Consider the following 16932-nt stretch of genomic DNA (forward strand, 5'->3'; position numbering starts at 1 on the left):
AGCATCATGCGTAAATTCAAGATCCCCAACATGGGCGCGCTCGTGGCCTTCGAAGCCGCCGCGCGCCACGAGAGCTTCACGCACGCGGCCAAGGAGCTGTTCCTGACCGAAAGCGCGGTGTCGCGCCAGATCGCGACGCTGGAGGCCAGCCTCGGCGTGCGGCTGTTCGCCCGGGTGAAGCAGCGCGTCGTGCTGACGCGCGCCGGCAAGCTGTACGGCACGCAGGTGCGACGGGCGCTGGAAACGCTCGACCGCGACACGCTGTCGATCATCGCGCACGGCAGCGGCGGCGGCTACCTGGAACTCGCGGTGCTGCCCACCTTCGCATCGCACTGGCTGATCCCGCGCATCAAGAGCTTCTACGACCGCACGCCCGACGTGCGCGTGAACATGGGCAGCCGCACCGACCTGTTTTCGTTCGAGGACACGCACTTCGAGGCCGCGATCCACTACGGCAAGCCGACCTGGCCGGGTACGTCGTCCGACTACCTGTTCGGCGAGGAAGTCGTGCCGATCTGCTCGCCCGCGCTGCTCGACGGGCCCGTCGAGCGCGTCGAGGATCTGCTCACGTATCCGCTGCTGCACTCGACGACGCGCCCCGGTGCGTGGGCGCAGTGGTTCGAGACGCACGGCGTCGAGGACATCCGCACGATGCAGGGCGTGCGCTACGAACTGCACACGATGCTGATCAGCGCGGCCGCGGCCGGGCTCGGGATCGCGCTCGTGCCGAAGTTCTTCGTCGAGGAACAGTTGCAGCAGCTCGGCCTGATCGTGCCGTGCGACGCGGCGACGGTCGGCGATTCGGCGTACTACCTCGTGTATCCGACCGAATTCAGCCACAGCAAGCCGCTGGAGCTGTTCCGCGGCTGGCTGCTCGAACAGGCGAGCGCGTATGCGGCGCCGGGGCGCGTGGAGGAGGATGGCGACCTGGAGGATGACGAGGACGTCGAATAACGGCGCGCTTGCGCCAGCGTCAGGGCGCGGTGGCGTGGCAGGCGTGCCGCGCCGGCACGCTGGCCTTGACGACCTTCACCAGCCGCGCGCTATCGGGCGTTTCCAGCCCCGGGCACGCGGTGTACACATCGCGAATCACGAGCGTCGCGCGCCCGTCGAGCAGGCAAACGCCGTGCGGCTGCGCGGCGGGCAGCCGCAGCCCGCGTCGCGCAACGTCCTGGTTCGTGAAAACGATCATGCCCGCGCGTTGCGAGCGGTCGGGCAAGCGCTTCGCCGACGCATCGTCCTCTTCGAACCACACGTCCGGCCCGATCGCTTCATCGTCGTAATCGACCGCGTAACGCCCCGACAGCGTGATCGCGCGGTCGACATGCACGGCATGGCATTCAGGCTCGGCATCGGCCAGGATCGGCTGCTCGCCCGCCGCGGCCGGACCGCACGCCAGCAACAACAAGGCGCACAGCATGCGGGCGCGGCCGGTCAGGTTCGATACATCGATCGCTTGGCGGATCATGGGGCGTGAGAGGCGGGCCATCGTGACGATGACCCGCATTGTCGCGCAACGCACGCGCGATGCGCGTGTCGGGCGTTACATGTGCCACTTCACCGTGGCGGTCAGCGTGCGCGGATCGCCGGGCATGTTGTACAGGTCGGCGTTGCCGTGCGCGGCGATGAAGTAGCGGCGATTGAACAGGTTGTCGAGCGTGAGCGTCACGTCGACCTTCTTGCTGCGATACCCGGCGCCGAGGTTGAACACCGTGAACGACGGCAGCGTGACGAGATCGCTCGCCGATGTATAGCGCGCCGACTGGAACTGCATGCCGGCCGCTGCATAGAAACCGTACGGCAACTCGCGCTTGAGCCACAGGTTTGCGCTGTGGCGCGGCATCAGCCCCGGCGTGTTGCTCGACACCGCGAGGCCGGCCGCCGTCGATTGCGCGGAACCGTCGACCGTGCCGTTCAGGTACGCGTAACCCGCATACACGGACCACTTCGGCGCGATCTCGCCGGTGAAGCCCAGTTCCATTCCATGCACGTGCTGCGTGCCGATCGGCAGCGCATAACCGGGGTTCGCGGGATCGCCGATCTGCTGGTTGGTCTGACGCATGTCGAACAGCGCGACGCTGGCCGTCGCCTTGCCGCCGAGATCGAAGCGCGAGCCGACTTCATACGCGGTGGTCTTCTGCGGCGCGAGCGCGGCGCCGTTCGCGAACGCGCCGGAACTGATCAGCGTATCGGCGAGCGGCGAGAACGACTGGCTGAACGACCCGTACAGCGTCAGCCAGTCGAGCGGTTCGTAGATCAGGCCGACGCGCGGGCTCCACGCGTGGTCGGTACGGTCGAGGTTGATGTTCGACGACGTGTAGTCGTGGCGGATCTGGTTCAGGTAGTCGAAGCGCAAGCCGGCCAGCACCTTCCAGTGCTCGGTCAGCGAGATCAGGTCCTGCGCGTAGACGCCCGCGAGCCCGACGACGGTCGACGCATTCGTCTTCGCCCGCGCACCAGTCGGCACGCCGGGCAGGATCACCTGCTGCGGATTGAACAGATCGTAGGTCGCGACCTTCGTCACACTGTAGATCGTGTCGAACTTCTGCTGCTGCGACAGTTCGAGCCCGTACAGCAACTCATGGCGCATGCCGAACAGCGAGGTCTTCTGCGTGAGTTCGAACACGCCGTCGATGCCGTGATCGGTGCGCTGGCGCGTCGACTGGTCGAGCGTGACGACCGGGCGCGCCGCCGTCTTGATCGGCTCGTACGTCACGTAGTTCTTGCGTTCGAGCGAGAAGTCGTACGCGCGGATCGCGCCGTGGAACGACAGCGAATCGTTGAAGCGGTGATCGAGCGACACCGTCGCGCTCTTCGCGGAAATGTCGTTGTACGAACTGTTCGCCGCGTCGGCCGAACCGTAGTACGTGTTGATCGGCACGTCGACCGGCCGGCCGCCATACGCGGGCAGGCCCTGGTCGGACGTGCGGCGGTCGTGCAGGTAGTCGAATTCGACGTTCAGCACCGTGTCGCTGTCGAGCTTGAACTGCGCGGACGGCGCGATCGCCTGGCGGTTGAGCTGGAACTGGTCGCGGAAGCTGTTCGAGTTCTCGGCCGCGCCGGTGATGCGGAAACGCGCCACATCGTTCGCGTTCCAGCCGAGGTCGAATTCGCCACGCCGCTCGCCGCGCGTGCCGAGCGTCACGCCCACATCGTTCACCGGGGTCGCCAGCGGCCGCTTCAGCACGCGATTCACGATGCCGCCCGCCGAGCCACGCCCGTACAGCACGGCCGCCGGCCCCTTCAGCACCTCGACGCGATCGACGTTCGACAGGTCGCGGTAGTACAGCGCATCGTCGCGAATACCGTCGACGTACTGGTCCGTGATGCTGTTGAAACCGCGGATCGTGATCTGGTCGCGCTGGCCATCGCCGACCGAGAAGCCGACGCCCGGCACGTTGCGCAGTGCATCCTGCATCGACGTCGCGTTCTGGTCCTCGATCACTGCGTGCGGGACGACGTTCACCGTCTGCGGGACATCCATCAGCGACATGTCGGTCTTGGTCGCCGCGCGCGAGTGGCCGCCGTCGTACGACGCATGCTCGGCGGCCGCGTTGACGGAAATCGCGGGCAAGGTTGCCGCGGCATCGCTCGCCTGGGCGAACGCGGTACGCGCGCCAGCCAGCGACGTGGCGATCAGAAGCGCATGGCAGGCGCTCTTGTTGAGTTTCATCGTGAACGTAGGGGTGGTGAAGAAAAACGGCGAACGCAAACGTGTCCGGCCAATGCGCGAGTCGGGCGGCGAATCGGCTGACGACGCCCTTTCCGTGAAGCAGGCGGTGGCGCGCGGAGGATCGCCCCGTCGCGCATGCCGGCCGGCACGACCGGCACGAAAGAGCCGTGACGGGATGTCGTGGCTCGTAACGGAGCGAAATATTAAACGAGAATGATTCGTGTTTTTAGTTAATTTTTAACGTGTCGCCTGCCCGCAACGTGCGTACGCATTGCGCTCTGGATTCCTGACGAATGCCTTTCTGTTTCGCGGGTTTGGCCCGCCAGGAACGTAATAAAAACGAAAGAATCAGACCGGCCGCGTCATGCGGAGACGATCAAACAAAAGGCGGGATTCGGGAAACGACGGGGGAGAAACTGGAGAGGATCACGAAGGATCCGGTGAAGCACGCGGGACGCATGCAAATGTCCGGTGCGCGCCGGACCGGGCAACCCCGACCCGGCGCTCCGGGCAGCCGACCTCGCATCGGCATCGCGGCGGACCTACTTCTGTTCTTCACTACGTCTGCTCTCAGGCTCACTTCATTTTTTTCTTCGCCGCGCCGCGCCATTATCCGCTCAATCCGGTCAGAGTGAAACGTTTGCGAACGCACCAGGCACGTTATACCGGCTATTCGGAAACAGTCTTTCCAAATGCTTACGGCTCACGCCAAGCGATTCGGCAATTCTTGCATTCGCGACGGCGTTCCTTTTTAATGGAACTGGTTCCATTCATTGATTCGGCCAGGTTCCCGCGTGACGCATCGTCGTGTGCGCGTCATCATGCCGATTCAGGATCGAGGATCAATCAGCTCAGGATTCGCATCGCCCGTCCTTCCCGGACACCCCGTCAAACGAGACCGTCATGCCCGATTCCGCCTCCCTGCAGCAGCTGTTTCCCGCCTATCAGGACATCCCCGCCGAGTTCCGGCTCACTGCACCGATCCACCAGCGCGTGTCGCTCGTCGACGGCGAACTGCGACCGTGGGACGGCGCGACCAAGACCGTGCTGTCGCCCGTGTGCGTGCGGCAGGCGGACGGCAGCGTCGAGCAGGTCGAAATCGGCAGCTACCCGGTGATGGGCGAAACGGAAAGCGACGCGGCGCTCGATGCCGCGGTGCGCGCATACGATGCCGGCCGCGGCGAGTGGCCTACCATGAAGGTCGAGCAGCGCATCGCGTGCATGCAGGACTTCATCAAGCGGATGGTCGCGCAGCGCGAGCTCGTCGTGAACCTGATCATGTGGGAGATCGGCAAGAGCCTCGCCGATTCGCAGAAGGAATTCGACCGCACCGTCACGTACATGACGCAGACGATCGATGCGCTGAAGGAGCTCGACAACGCGAACTCGCGCTTCGTGATCGCGGAAGGCACGATCGGCCAGATCCGCCGCACGCCGCTCGGCGTCGTGCTGTGCATGGGCCCGTACAACTATCCGCTGAACGAGACCTTCGCGACGCTGATCCCCGCGCTGCTGATGGGCAATACCGTGGTGTTCAAGCCGCCCCAGTACGGCACGCTGCTGTTCGAGCCGCTGCTCGAAGCGTTCCGCGACGCGTTCCCGAAGGGCGTGATCAACACGATCTACGCGCCCGGCGCGGTGGTCGTGCCGCACATGCTCGCATCGGGCAAGATCAACGTGCTCGCGCTGATCGGGTCGAGCAAGGTCGCCGACCACCTGAAGAAGCAGCACCCGAAGTCGCACCGGCTGCGCGCGATCCTCGGCCTCGACGCGAAGAACGCGGCGATCGTGCTGCCCGACGCCGATCTCGACCTGACCGTGAAGGAGTGCCTGCTCGGCGCGCTGTCGTTCAACGGCCAGCGCTGTACCGCGCTGAAGATGCTGCTCGTGCACCGCTCGATCGTCGACGAATTCCTGAAGCGCTTCACCGCCGCGCTCGAACAGCTGAAGATCGGCATGCCGTGGGAGAAAGGCGTCAGCATCACGCCGCTGCCCGGCATGCATCGCACGGCCTACATGACGGACGCGATCGACGACGCGAAGGCCAGGGGCGCGCAGGTCGTCAATCATTCGGGCGGCGAGTTCAGCAAGACGCTGTTCTATCCGGCCGTCGTGTATCCGGTGTCGGAAGGGATGAAGCTGTACCGCGAGGAACAGTTCGGCCCGATCATTCCGGTCGCGCCGTTCGACGACGTCGAGACCGCCCTCGACTACGTGACGACGTCGGATCACGGCCAGCAGGTCAGCATCTTCGGTTCCGATCCGGCGCAGATCGGCGCGCTCGTCGATCCGCTCGTGAACCAGGTGTGCCGCGTGAACATCAACTGCCAGTGCCAGCGCGGGCCCGACGTGTTCCCGTTCGCGGGCCGCAAGGATTCGGCCGAAGGCACGCTGTCGGTGAGCGACGCGCTGCGCGCGTTCTCGATCCGCTCGATGGTCGCCGCAAAGCAGACCGACAGCAGCAAGCAGCTGCTCGATTCGATCGTGTCGGATCACCACTCGAAGTTCATCAACACGGGCTTCATTTTCTGAAGCCGCGTCGATGCGGGAGCCCTCCGCCGTGCGTCGGCGCCGCGGAGGGTTTCGGCAACGACCGCGCGGCTAGACGTTCGTCACCAGCAGCCGAATCCCCGCCACGCCGAACACGACGGCCAGACACGCCTCCATCGCACGGCGGCCACGCACGTACAGCCGGCGTGCGCCGTCCATCGAGAACACGAGCGCATACCCGCCGAACACGAGGCTGCCGATCACGAGGCAGCCCGGCACGACGGCGCCGTGCGACGCACCCGCCCCGTTCGACGACAGCGCGACGATCGATACCCACACGAGGATCGCCTTCGGATTGGTCAGGTGCAGCATCGCGCCGCGCACGTAGAAGCGCGACAACCGCTGCTCGCGCGCCGCGTTCACCGATGCCGCCGCCGGGCCCGACAGCGCCGTGCGCGCCGACTTGAACGCGAGCCACAGCAGGTACAGCCCGCCGAAGACCTTGATCGCGACCAGCAGCTTCGACCACGCGAGCAGCGCGGCCGATACGCCGAGCGCCGCGACCGTCGCCCAGAACATCGACCCGGAAATGACGCCGAGCGCGAACGCCAGCGCCGCCTTGCGGCCCTGGTTCGCGGCGACCGACATGATCGCCAGGTTGCTCGGCCCCGGGCTGGCCGTGCCGATGAAGTAAGCCGTATAGGCGAGCAGCAGGTTGGCCGAGAAGAAGGCGTGGACGCTCATGTCGAACCTCGCAGGGATGATCTGGAGATTGTTGGCAAACGCGCGCCGTCTGCCCATGGACAGTTGGCCGGCAATTCGCTGGGCCAGTTTCGTGGCCATGGGCCCGGATCGTCGCTCGCGTATACGTCTCGGTTTTGAAACAACTGAGGCATTCGCAGCGGGTTTGCGTCGCGCTACGCGAGGCGTCCCGTTCCGGCATGTCGCACCGGCGAACGTACGTCAGACGTGGCCGGGACGCGCGAAACGCATCGTCCCGGCCGCTCGCTGACGAAATCATGCGACAGGTTTTATGCGGGCGTTACGTTACATCCCTGAAGCATTTCGACTCGTCGATCCGTTTTGCGTGCGCGGCACACATCGCGCCGCGCGTATGGATGTCTTCCTCGACCGCCGCCTCGATCCAGTACCGGCGGGACTCGCCGACGTCGCGTTATCACGGCTCAACATTACTCAACAATCGTCCCGCGACGCTGGTACGGAACCTGCATTCCGTTCGGGTGAACACCGCGCCGATCAAAGCGCGGACACACATCCACCCACGGGCGCGTCCACGGATTCGCCCGAACGATCCGCACACGCACGAGGCTCTTCATGGATGCGCTGCCCAACTCGTCCGATACGTCATTCCAGCTCTTTCTCGCGAAAGTGCTCGAACAGCCGCTGCCCGACTGGACCGAAAAACAGCAGATGGAACTCGAGATGGCGCGCACGCTGTCGACGCAAATGGTCAACCTCGCCGAAGACATGCGCGGCCGTACCCCCGATCTCGCACGTTGCCTCGTGCTGCTTCGCTACGCCAAAGTACTCGACTTCATGCTGACGTCGCTTGCATCGCACCGCGACATTCATCCGCAGACGCTGCGCACGCTGTTCCGGCTCGCGAACCTGAAGGTCGACGACGCCTATCCGGCTTGAACTGGCACACCGCATCGGCTGCCACGGACAGCCATCGCGGCAGGCACGGCCGCGCCGGGTTCCGTTCGTCGACATGCCCCTCGTGAACGCGGCCGACTTCGACCGGATCTGGCCGGCCATCTGCGATACGCCAGCCTGGTCGGTGACGAAAGGCCAGGGCAGCTTCCTCACGTTCGAGTTCGGACAACCCGCGCTGCATGTCAGCGAGCCGTGCGTCGGCGCGTCCGGCCTGTCCGCCTCGGCGCGCGACAGGCTGGCGTCGCGGCGCGTGACCGTCGCCGGCGACGGACACCTGTGGATCTGCTACTGCCACTGGTCGATCGCGTTCGACGGCCGTGAACTCGCGCATAGCGAATCGCGCGCCGGCGACATCGCGGCCGCCGCGCTGCAACTCGACGGACAGTTCCTGAGATCGGTCGCGCCGCGCACCCAGCCGGGTGCGTGGGCCTTCGACTTCGACCTCGGCGGCAAGCTGACGACCTGGCCGTACGGCGACGACCCGGCCGACGAGCAGTGGCATCTGTACGACGGGCGCACCGGCAACGTGCTGATCGCGCGGGCCGACGGCACGTGGTCGTACGGCCCCGCGAACGTCGCACCGGACCCGGGATCAGTCGGCCCGCAATAACCCCGCATTCCGCTTCCGGCCGCGCATCGGCTGATCCCGCCCATCAGCGCCGCACGCCAGTCCGTGCGCGCAAACGGATGTACAATCGCGCGCCATGAACGCACTTCGCCACTTCCTGCTTCGGCCAGGCGTCGCGCGACAGCTGCTGTGGGGTTTCCTCCTCGTGACGCTGCTGTCCCGCGCGCTGATGTCGGGCGCCGTGATGCTCGATCCGGACGGTCCGGATGCGGGCTCGGTGGTGCTGTGTTCGGGCCGCGGCCCGCTGATCGTCGCGGGCGCCGCACTGGCCGCCCGCTTCGATGCGAGCACGCCGATCACGCCGGCCAACGATGCGCTGGCGCTCGTCGATGCGCTCAAGCATGACGCGCATGCCGGCAAGACGGCGTCCTCCGGCAACGGCGACAGTCTGTGCGCATTCGGTGCCGCGCTGTTCACCGCGCTCGCGTCGTTCGTGCTGCTGGTGCTGCTGTTTCCCGCCGCGGCGCCGCGACGGTTCCGCGTTCACTTCGACAGTCTTCCTTTCGTGCGATCGATATTCGACGATCGCCCGCCTTCTCGCGCGCCTCCTCTGTTCTGCTGAACGTTCCGCCCTGTGGCGCATGCACGTCGATGTGCATGCGCGTTCACGCCGTTCGTTTCACACGACCTGATTCAAGCGTTCATCCGCATGCCCGCATCGCGCGGGCGACGCCGCGTCGCGCACCGTTTGCGCACGACGCCGCGCCGCCCGTCGCGTCGATGCGCGCACGCGGGTGCGACGCGCGTTGACGGCGGCCGGCCCGCGCCGGTCCTGCCGCTCGACGAACACGAGGAGCTGACACCATGTCGACCACCGTCGATCGGGCAATCTCGCCCACCCGTTCCGCAAGCGCCGGTTACCGGACACTCTGGCGCTGGCACTTCTATGCCGGCCTGTTCGTGATGCCGTTCCTCGTGATCCTCGCGATCACGGGCACGCTTTACTGCTTCCAGCCGCAGATCGAGCCGCTGCTGTATCCGCACCGGCTGGTCGTCGAGCCGCAGACCACGCCGCGGCTCGATGCCGACACGCTGCTCGCGCGCGCACGCACCGCGATGCCGGCCGGCGCAACACCGGTGTCCGTGCAGGTGTCCACCGCGCCCGACCGCAGCGCCGAATACGTATTCCGGCTGCGCGACGGCAGCCGCGAGAGCGTGTACGTGAACCCGTACGACGGCAGCGTGCTCGGCACGCTGAGCGTGGAGAACCGCTTCATGCAGGTCGCCCGGATGCTGCATCGCAAGCTGCTGCTCGGCAAGACGGGCGAGCTGCTGATGGAGCTCGCCGCGTGCTGGACCTTCGTGATGATCGGCACCGGCATCGCGCTGTGGTGGCCGCGCGGCGCCACGCGCGTCGGGCGCGCACTGCGGCCCGACCTCTCGCTGCGCGGCCGGCCGCTGTGGAAAAGCGTCCACGCGACGGCCGGCATCTGGCTCGCGGCCGGCACCGTCGCGTTCATCCTGTCGGGGCTGCCGTGGTCGGGCTCGTGGGGCAAGAACTTCAAGGCGCTCGCCGCGACCGTGAACCTCGGCGCGCCGGAAGGCGCATGGGGCGGCTCATCGGTGCGCTCGACGCGCCCGGGCGCGGTAACAACGCCCGAGCATGCGCCCGCGCAAGCCGCCGCACCGTCGGGCCATCACCACGATTCGGACGACTCGATGCCGGGGATGGTGATGGACGACCTGCCGTTGCCGCAAACGCCGTGGGCGGTGGGCAACGTACCCGTTCCGCATTCGCCTTCAGCGCCGACGCCCGCGCCGCTGCCGCTGGCCCGCGCGATCGCGATCGTCGCTGGCCTCGGCGTGACGAGCGGCTACACGCTCGCGCTGCCGTCCGGCGCGGACAGCGTGTTCACCGCGTCGTACTTCCCCGCCGACCCGAAGGCGGAACGCACGATCTACATCGACCAGTACAGCGGCGCCGTGCTCAAGGACATCCGCTATGACGACTACGGCGCGGTATCGCGGGCCGTGTCGTACGGCACGTCGCTGCACATGGGCCGCTACTTCGGGCTCGCGAACCAGATCATTTGCGCGGTGTTGTCGCTCGGGCTGGCCGCAATGGCCGTCACGGGCACCGTGATGTGGTGGAAGCGCCGCCCGGCCGGAAAGCTGGGCGCACCGTCGCGCGAACGCGGCACGCCGCCGATGCGCTGCTGGATCACCGGGCTCGTGCTGCTCGGCATCGTCTTCCCGTTGATGGGCGCGACGATCGTCGCGGTCTGGTTGATCGACCGTCTGCTGTTCGGCCGTGCGGCACGCGCGGCAGCCTGATTCATCGCGCGCCGGCGCACGCTGCGCGCCGACACGGCAAGCCCGGGCCACGGCGTGGCTCGGGCTGTTCGCGCTCGTGCTCGCGCTCGTCGCGCCACTGATCTCGCAACTGCGCGCAAGCGCGTCTGATAGCGGCCTGCCGGCCGCGCCGATCTGCTCGGCAACCGGCAACACGCTCGTGGCGCACGCGGAACCGCATGCGCCCGCCGATGCGCATGTCGACCGTTGCGGCTATTGCGGCTTGCTCGCCGGCCATCCGCCGTTGCAGTACGCGGTGTTCCTGTCCGCCTCCCCGGCCGTGCAGCATGCGCCGCCCGAGCCACCGATCCCCGCGGCCCGCCACCCGGCGAAGCGCTACGCGCTCGCCGCCCGTGGGCCACCCTCCGCCCGCGCCTGACGCACATCGCGACCGCGTCGCCGCACACCGCGCGGCGCCGTCCACTTCGCCTGCCCGCCCTGCCGGTGCCCGATGTCGAGCCCGCGCGCGTGACCACACGCGGCGGCCGGCACCGCGCGTGGCGCGCATCGTGTCCGTTTCATCATCGTCACCCTAACCCTACGTATAACGACATGTTTCCCTTGACCCGTATTGCCGTCGCGCTGTCCGGCGCGATCTCCGTGCTCTCCGCGTCAGCCGCATGCGCACAAGGCGCCGCGCCGACCGACGTCCAGACCGACGCCCCTGCCGCGGCGACGCTGCCCGCGATCAACGTCAACGCGGCCCGCGCAACGGACTCGCTGACGTCGAAATCGACCGTCGACCTGAAGCGCACGCTCGACCGGACGGTCGGCTCGGTAGGCTTCGTCGACGCCGACAGCTACCAGAACACCTACGCATTCACGCTGCGCGACGTGCTGAAGGACGTGCCCGGCGTGTTCGTCGAGAACCGCTACGGCCAGGAGTTGCGCCTGTCGATCCGCGGCTCGGGGATTGCCCGCGCATATCACGCGCGCGGCCTCGAGATCCTGCAGGACGGCATCCCGACCAACCTCGCGGACGGCAGCGGCGACTACTACCAGATCGATCCGCTCGCACTGCAGGCGGTGCAGGTCTACAAGGGCGGCAACGGCCTCGCGTACGGCGCGTCGACCCTCGGTGGCGCGATCGACTTCATCACGCCGACCGCCCACACCGCCGACGCGCCCAACATCATGCGCGTGGAAGGCGGCAGCTACGGCACGGGGCGCACGAGCGCGCAGATCTCACGCGTGATCGGCCCGCTCGACTTCCTCGCGAACTTCAGCGTCAATCATTCGGATGGTTATCGCGATCACTCGAAGGGGCAATACGAGCAGTTCAACGCGAACGTGGGCTACCGGTTCAGCCCGGCCGTCGAGACGCGCTTCTACGTCGGCGTGTACGTCATCGACCAGTTGCTGCCGGGCACGCTGTCGCTGTCCGACGCGCTGAACAATCCGACCAAGGCGGCGCCGAATGCGATATCGGGCGATCAGGCGCGCAACACGCGCACCGAGCGGATCGCAAACCGCACGACGGTGAAGCTCGATTCGGGCGAACTGCAATTCGACACGTGGGCAATTCACAAGAGCCTCTATCACCCGATCTTCCAGGCGCTCGACCAGGACGGCTGGACCTACGGATTTGCGCCGCGCTACGCGGGCCGCCTGACGCTCGGCGGGATGCGCAATGACCTGATCGTCGGCGCGCGCTTCTTCGGCGGCCGCACGCAGGCGAACCAGTACGTGAACGTCAACGGCAACAAGGGCGCACAGACGCTCGATTCGACGCAGACGGCGTTCAACTACGAGGCGTACGTCGAGAACCGGCTGTTCTTCCTGCCGACCGTCGCGCTGATGACGGGCGTGAAGGCGCTGCACTCGGTGCGCGAGTACATCGACAACGGCGGTCTGCCGCGCGACCCGAACTACAGGTCGACGAACGCGAGCTACAGCGGTGTCAATCCGAAGCTCGGGTTGATGTGGCAGCCGGACGCGAACACCCAGGCCTACGTCGACATCACGCGCAGCCAGGACGTACCCGACTTCACCGACCTCACGCAAACCTTCTCGAACACGACGCGCTTCACGCCGCTCGCATCGCAGCACGCCTGGACGATCGAGTTCGGCACGCGCGGCTCACGCGAGCGCGTGAGCTGGGACGTAACCGCCTATCGCTCGCTCGTGCGCGACCAGTTGCTGCAGTACACGACGAACCCGGACGTGCCGGCGTCGACGTTCAATGCGAACAAGACGGTGCTGCAAGGGATCGAGGCCGGCGCCTCGGTCGAACTGTTCCGCAACGTCACCGGTCGCGGCGTGGGCGACAAGATCACGCTGTCCGGCATCTGGAACCTGAACGACTTCCGCTTCAAGAACGACCCGCAGTACGGCAACAACCGGATCGCGGGCGTGCCGCTGAACGTGCTGCGCGCGACGCTGGGTTACGCGCGCCCGAGCGGCTTCCACATCGCGGCCACGCTCGACTGGGTGCCGTCGGGCGCGTGGGCCGACGATGCGAACACGTTGCGCGTGCCGAGCTACGCGCTGCTCGGGCTGCAGGCCGGCTACGACTTCCGCAACGGACTGTCGCTGTTCGTCGACGCGCGCAACCTGACCAACAAGCGCTATGTCAGCGACATCAGCACGGTCGCCGATGCGCGCACCGCGAATACCGCGATCTTCTATCCAGGCGAAGGACGCAGCGTGTTCGCCGGCATGCGGTACGCGTTCTGATGGGCCGCCTGCGGCAATGCTCGTTATACAGATTCAAAGGAAACCGAAACATGAAGTTCAGATTGATGCTGCCCGCCGCCGTTCTCGCGGCCTTCTCTCCCGCCGGGCAGGCACAGGAAAGCGGTATCGACAGCACGGGCGCCACGCTCGCCCCGATCCGCGTCGACGCGCAGAAAGCGCCCGCGCTCACGCAACCGCTCGACACCGGCAGCCATCTCGGCCTGTCGTCGCTCGAAACGCCCGCGAGCGTCGAGCAGATCGATCGCAAGACGCTCGACACGCGCGGCGACAGTTCGATCATCGACGCAGTGAGCCGCGCCGCCGGCATCAGCGCGTCGCCGCACCCCGGCAACGGCAACTCGGAGCTCGCCGCGCGCGGCTTCGTCGGTGCGTCGTCGGTCACGCAGCTCTATGACGGCGTGCGCCCGTACGGCGCGATCGGTGTCACGTTCCCGTTCGACACGTGGTCGGTCGACCATATCGACGTGCTGCGCGGCCCGGCTTCGGTGATCTACGGCGAAGGTGCGATCGGCGGCATCGTCAACATCGTGCCGAAGAAGCCGACGCGCACGCCGATCCGCAACGAGCTGCAGGTCGGCGGCGGCACCGAGGGCACGGCGCGCGCCGCGTTCGGCAGCGGCGGCGCGATCAACGACAAGCTGTCGTACCGCTTCGACATCAGCGGCAACCGCTCGTCGAACTGGGTCGACCGCGGCGATTCGCGCAACCTGTCAGTCTCCGGCGCGCTGCGCTACGATGTCACGCCCGACCTGTACGTGACGGCGTCGTATGCGCAGGGCTTCATGCACCCGATGCAGTATTTCGGTGTGCCGCTCGTGAACGGCGCGCGCGATCGCGCGCTCGACAAGAAGAACTACAACGTCGGCGACAGCGACATCGCGTTCCGCGACAGCTGGGCCACCGTGTCGGCGAACTGGCAGCCGAGCGACAGCCTGAACGTGACGACCACGCTGTACCGGATGAAGAGCAACCGTCACTGGAAGGACGCCGAGTACTACACGTACCTGCCGTCGAGCGCGCAGGTCCGGCGCAGCAGCTACACGGAAATCTTCCACGACCAGGAACAGTACGGCAACGTGACGACGGCCGCCGTGAGCAGCGCGCTGCTCGGCATGCGCAACACGTTATCGACCGGCTTCGAGTTCAACCACACGACGTTCCAGCACGACAACAACTCGCCGTATTCGGGCACGTCGACGGTCGATCCGTTCAACTTCGACCCGGGCAGTTTCATCAACACGGCCGGCACGTATCCGAAGTACCGCAGCCAGTCGAACCAGTACGCGCTGTTCGCGGAGAACCGGCTCGAGATCACGTCGCGCTGGTCGGTGATCGGCGGGCTGCGCTACGACCACGCAAGCGTGAACCGTGACGATCTCGTCAACGGCGGCGCGTTCACGAAGGTGTTCGCGAATACCGGCTGGCGCATCGGCACCGTGTACGACGTGCGGCCCGGTCTCGCCGTGTATGGCCAGTACTCGGTGTCGGCCGATCCGGTCAGCTCGCTGCTGTCGCTGAATGCGTCGAAGGCGAACTTCACGCTCGCGACCGGCAAGCAGATCGAGATCGGCGTGAAGCAGTCGTTCCTCGACGGCAAGGCGGAATGGACGCTCGCCGCGTACCGGATCGTGAAGAGCAACCTGTTGACGGCCGATCCGGTGAACCCGAACCAGTCGATCCAGGTCGGCCAGCAGTCGTCGCGCGGGCTCGAGGCGACGGTCGGCGCGGAGATCGCGAAGGACTGGCGGGTCGACGCGAACGTGTCGATCCTGCGCGCGAAATACGACGATTTCCAGCAGTCGTCCGGCGGCACGACGGTGTCGCGCGCGGGCAATGTGCCGGTGTCGGTGCCGCAGCGGCTCGCGAACCTGTGGGTGAGCTGGCGCTTCGCGCCTGACTGGACGGGCATCGCGGGCGTCAAGTACGTCGGCAAGCGTTTCGCCGATACCGCGAACCAGCTCGTGATGCCGTCGTACACGACCGTCGACCTCGGTCTCGCGTGGAAGCCGCGCAAGGACACGACGATCACCGCGCGTGCGTACAACGTGTTCAACCGCCGCTACGTGCAGTCCGCGTACTACAACGAGACGCAGTACCTGCTCGGCAACGACCGGCGCTTCGAGGTGCTGGCGAACTACCGGTTCTGACGGTACTTGCGCGGCGGCGCGGCCGGTCAGTCTCCGGCCGCGCCGCCGCGGGCACGCACACGCACATTACGCGCGCGTGCCCGCCGCCCGCCCCGCCATCCACTTCCGGTAGCGCCGCGTCTGGCACTGCGCGGCCAGTTGCTGCCGCACCAGTGCACGCAGCGGCGACACCTGCGGGTGCGTGCGCCGCCCTTCGCTGAGCCGCGTGAGCTGGAACTTGACGACGGCCATGTTGGCCAGCGCGCCCAGCGCCTTGTTCTTCCACCGGATCGGCTGCAGCACCGGCGCGCTGTCCTTGCCCGCGCGCCAGTCGCGCGGCAGGTTCGGATCGATCGACAGCGCGGTCGCGATGCCGACCATCGCCACGCCGCTGTTCACCACCTGCTCGGCAACCGCGCGGCGCCGGATCCCGCCCGTGACCATCAGCGGCATCTTTGCGACGGCCGTGATGTCGCGCGCGAATTCGAGGAAATACGCTTCACGGGCCAACGTGCGCCCGTCTCGCGCCTCGCCCTGCATCGCCGGCACTTCATAACTGCCGCCCGACAGCTCGACGAGATCGACGTCGAGCGGATTCAGCAGTTCGACCACGCGCTTCGCGTCGTCCGCGCTGAAGCCGCCACGCTGGAAATCGGCCGAGTTCAGCTTCACCGCAACGACGAACTCCGGCGACACCGTCGCGCGCACGGCCTTCACGATATCGAGCAGCAGGCGCGCGCGATTCTCGATGCTGCCGCCCCACTGGTCCTGCCGGCGGTTCGTCAGCGGCGACAGGAACTGGCTCAGCAAATAGCCGTGCGCCGCGTGAACCTGCACGCCGGTGAAGCCGCTTCGCTCCGCGAGCTGCGCGGCGCGCACGAAGCGCTGCTGCACGTCGCGGATATCGGCTTCCGTCATTTCCTTCGGCACCGGGAACTGCTTCGACAGCGCGCCGAGCGCGAGCGGCACGGCCGACGGCGCGAGCGTCGTCTGGCCGAGCGCGGCCTGCATCTGGCGCCCCGGATGATTGATCTGCATCCACACGTGCGCGCCGCCCGAGCGCGCGATCTGCGCCCAGCGACGGAAGCGGTCGAGATGCGTGTCGCTCTCGAGCACGACGCCGTTCGGCCCCGTCATCGCGCGGCCGTCCACCATCACGTTGCCGGTCAGGATCAGGCCGGCCTGGCCGTCGGCCCACGCCTGGTACAGGCGCAGCAATGCGTCGGACGGTGCGTGGTCCGCATCGGCCATGTTCTCTTCCATCGCGGCCTTGGCCAGACGGTTCGGAATCACCGCCCCGTTGGGCAGTGTCAGCGGCGCAAACAGATTCATGGTGGACATCCTCGATT

The 16932-nt window shown here is 67.0% G+C and carries 13 protein-coding genes; 9 read left to right on the plus strand and 4 right to left on the minus strand.

The features are described 5' to 3' along the window. Window positions 1-6 precede the first annotated feature (6 nt). The gene (locus U5809_RS18025) at window positions 7-954 is read left to right on the plus strand and encodes a LysR family transcriptional regulator (RefSeq protein ID WP_322087546.1); all 948 of its coding nucleotides are present in this window, start codon (window positions 7-9) and stop codon (window positions 952-954) included. 19 nt (window positions 955-973) lie between these two features. On the opposite strand, the gene U5809_RS18030 is transcribed toward U5809_RS18025, so the two are convergent. Beyond that, on the minus strand, window positions 974-1507 hold the full coding sequence (locus tag U5809_RS18030) for a hypothetical protein (protein WP_322087547.1): 534 nt from the start codon (window positions 1505-1507) through the stop codon (window positions 974-976). A 36-nt stretch (window positions 1508-1543) separates the two neighbouring features. Beyond that, entirely contained in the window at window positions 1544-3673 is a 2130-nt protein-coding gene (locus U5809_RS18035; RefSeq protein WP_322087548.1) for a TonB-dependent siderophore receptor, read from the minus strand. Window positions 3674-4576: 903 nt separating this feature from the next. On the opposite strand from U5809_RS18035, the gene U5809_RS18040 reads away from it, so the two are divergent. Further along, window positions 4577-6205 carry an NADP-dependent glyceraldehyde-3-phosphate dehydrogenase gene (locus U5809_RS18040; RefSeq protein WP_282507803.1) on the plus strand — a complete coding sequence of 543 codons (1629 nt, stop codon included), beginning with the start codon at window positions 4577-4579 and terminating at the stop codon, window positions 6203-6205. 69 nt (window positions 6206-6274) lie between these two features. Here U5809_RS18040 and U5809_RS18045 read toward each other — a convergent pair whose 3' ends face one another. Continuing rightward, the gene (locus U5809_RS18045) at window positions 6275-6907 is read right to left on the minus strand and encodes a LysE family translocator (protein ID WP_322087549.1); all 633 of its coding nucleotides are present in this window, start codon (window positions 6905-6907) and stop codon (window positions 6275-6277) included. A 591-nt stretch (window positions 6908-7498) separates the two neighbouring features. Here U5809_RS18045 and U5809_RS18050 point away from each other — a divergent pair. The 7 genes from U5809_RS18050 to U5809_RS18080 all read left to right on the plus strand — a co-directional run bounded on the left by U5809_RS18050 (window position 7499) and on the right by U5809_RS18080 (window position 15604). Further along, entirely contained in the window at window positions 7499-7822 is a 324-nt protein-coding gene (locus tag U5809_RS18050; RefSeq protein ID WP_282507805.1) for a DNA-binding protein, read from the plus strand. A 73-nt stretch (window positions 7823-7895) separates the two neighbouring features. Further along, on the plus strand, window positions 7896-8450 hold the full coding sequence (locus tag U5809_RS18055) for a hypothetical protein (RefSeq protein ID WP_322087550.1): 555 nt from the start codon (window positions 7896-7898) through the stop codon (window positions 8448-8450). Between the two features lie 94 nt (window positions 8451-8544). Then, window positions 8545-9030, plus strand: coding sequence for a hypothetical protein (locus tag U5809_RS18060; protein ID WP_282507807.1), 486 nt, complete (start codon window positions 8545-8547; stop codon window positions 9028-9030). 242 nt (window positions 9031-9272) lie between these two features. Next, a complete protein-coding gene (locus U5809_RS18065) occupies window positions 9273-10742 on the plus strand; it encodes a PepSY domain-containing protein (RefSeq protein ID WP_322087551.1) in 1470 nt (489 codons plus the stop codon). Beyond that, window positions 10720-11139 (plus strand): DUF2946 domain-containing protein, encoded by a 420-nt coding sequence (locus U5809_RS18070; protein WP_322087552.1) that lies wholly within the window; start codon window positions 10720-10722, stop codon window positions 11137-11139. Before U5809_RS18065 ends, U5809_RS18070 begins: the two co-directional genes overlap by 23 nt. A gap of 173 nt (window positions 11140-11312) precedes the next feature. Beyond that, window positions 11313-13436 (plus strand): TonB-dependent receptor family protein, encoded by a 2124-nt coding sequence (locus U5809_RS18075; RefSeq protein WP_322087553.1) that lies wholly within the window; start codon window positions 11313-11315, stop codon window positions 13434-13436. A gap of 50 nt (window positions 13437-13486) precedes the next feature. Next, the gene (locus U5809_RS18080) at window positions 13487-15604 is read left to right on the plus strand and encodes a TonB-dependent receptor (protein ID WP_322087554.1); all 2118 of its coding nucleotides are present in this window, start codon (window positions 13487-13489) and stop codon (window positions 15602-15604) included. A gap of 66 nt (window positions 15605-15670) precedes the next feature. Here U5809_RS18080 and U5809_RS18085 read toward each other — a convergent pair whose 3' ends face one another. After that, window positions 15671-16915 (minus strand): NADH:flavin oxidoreductase/NADH oxidase family protein, encoded by a 1245-nt coding sequence (locus U5809_RS18085; RefSeq protein ID WP_282507810.1) that lies wholly within the window; start codon window positions 16913-16915, stop codon window positions 15671-15673. Window positions 16916-16932: the final 17 nt, after the last annotated feature.

The sequence above is a fragment of the Burkholderia sp. BCC1999 genome, assembly GCF_905339975.1.
GTDB lineage: Bacteria > Pseudomonadota > Gammaproteobacteria > Burkholderiales > Burkholderiaceae > Burkholderia.

Coding starts and splice junctions, on each gene's coding strand:
- U5809_RS18080 (WP_322087554.1), top strand. CDS start 13,487: ATGAAGTTCAGATTGATGCTGCCCGCCGCCGTTCTCGCGGCCTTCTCT.
- U5809_RS18060 (WP_282507807.1), top strand. CDS start 8,545: ATGAACGCACTTCGCCACTTCCTGCTTCGGCCAGGCGTCGCGCGACAG.
- U5809_RS18025 (WP_322087546.1), top strand. CDS start 7: ATGCGTAAATTCAAGATCCCCAACATGGGCGCGCTCGTGGCCTTCGAA.
- U5809_RS18050 (WP_282507805.1), top strand. CDS start 7,499: ATGGATGCGCTGCCCAACTCGTCCGATACGTCATTCCAGCTCTTTCTC.
- U5809_RS18075 (WP_322087553.1), top strand. CDS start 11,313: ATGTTTCCCTTGACCCGTATTGCCGTCGCGCTGTCCGGCGCGATCTCC.
- U5809_RS18045 (WP_322087549.1), bottom strand. CDS start 6,907: ATGAGCGTCCACGCCTTCTTCTCGGCCAACCTGCTGCTCGCCTATACG.
- U5809_RS18035 (WP_322087548.1), bottom strand. CDS start 3,673: ATGAAACTCAACAAGAGCGCCTGCCATGCGCTTCTGATCGCCACGTCG.
- U5809_RS18040 (WP_282507803.1), top strand. CDS start 4,577: ATGCCCGATTCCGCCTCCCTGCAGCAGCTGTTTCCCGCCTATCAGGAC.
- U5809_RS18055 (WP_322087550.1), top strand. CDS start 7,896: ATGCCCCTCGTGAACGCGGCCGACTTCGACCGGATCTGGCCGGCCATC.
- U5809_RS18030 (WP_322087547.1), bottom strand. CDS start 1,507: ATGCGGGTCATCGTCACGATGGCCCGCCTCTCACGCCCCATGATCCGC.
- U5809_RS18065 (WP_322087551.1), top strand. CDS start 9,273: ATGTCGACCACCGTCGATCGGGCAATCTCGCCCACCCGTTCCGCAAGC.
- U5809_RS18085 (WP_282507810.1), bottom strand. CDS start 16,915: ATGAATCTGTTTGCGCCGCTGACACTGCCCAACGGGGCGGTGATTCCG.